This is a genomic window from Synechococcus sp. H55.10, assembly GCF_047502715.1.
Taxonomy (GTDB): Bacteria; Cyanobacteriota; Cyanobacteriia; order Thermostichales; family Thermostichaceae; genus Thermostichus.
Genome location: NZ_JANSJJ010000182.1, coordinates 1 through 646 on the forward strand (window position 1 = coordinate 1; position 646 = coordinate 646).

1 protein-coding gene is annotated in these 646 nt (G+C 55.1%); it reads left to right on the forward strand.

Annotated features, from left to right (window positions below; genetic code table 11):
• Positions 1 to 403 precede the first annotated feature (403 nt).
• The coding region (locus NW858_RS10835) for an ATP-dependent Clp protease proteolytic subunit (protein ID WP_414520485.1) at positions 404 to 646 on the forward strand (243 nt) is incomplete at its 3' end.

The window sequence follows — 646 nt, forward strand, 5'->3', positions numbered from 1 at the left end:
CCCCCCACGGGGATGCTAACCCCTGTCGCTGGCGTTATAGGGATGTTTCCTAGGCCTGTAGACGATGGTGTCATCCCAGAAACGTCGCTATCCTGATTGTAAAGAGGGAGGTTTAATTTTGTCAACTTAAATCTTTCTCATGTCCTCTCCTAGTCGGCGTCTCCCGAGTCCCGTTCTGCCAAGTTCAGGATCAAAATCCCCAGCAGAGCCAGGCCCAGCAAGCTGGCAATCACGAGGGGTTCACCTGGGATCACATCCATGCTATGCCTCAATCTGTCAACGCTACAGGCTGCCGGCTCCGAGCAACACAGTACGGCCCGGGGGCGGCAAACCGTCCTAGGCGGAGCAGACGTCCGGTGGCTTACACTACACTAAAAAGTAATAACCCATCGCTTGGACTGGCATGATTCCCACCGTTATCGAGCAATCTGCACGCGGCGAGCGCGCCTTTGATATCTACTCGCGTCTATTGCGGGATCGGATCATCTTCCTGGGCACCCAGGTGGATGACGACATTGCCAACCTGATCGTGGCCCAGATGCTCTACTTGGAATCCGAAGACCCCGAGAAAGATATTTACCTCTACATCAACTCTCCTGGCGGCTCCGTCTACGCCGGTATGGCCATCTACGACACCATGCAGCAC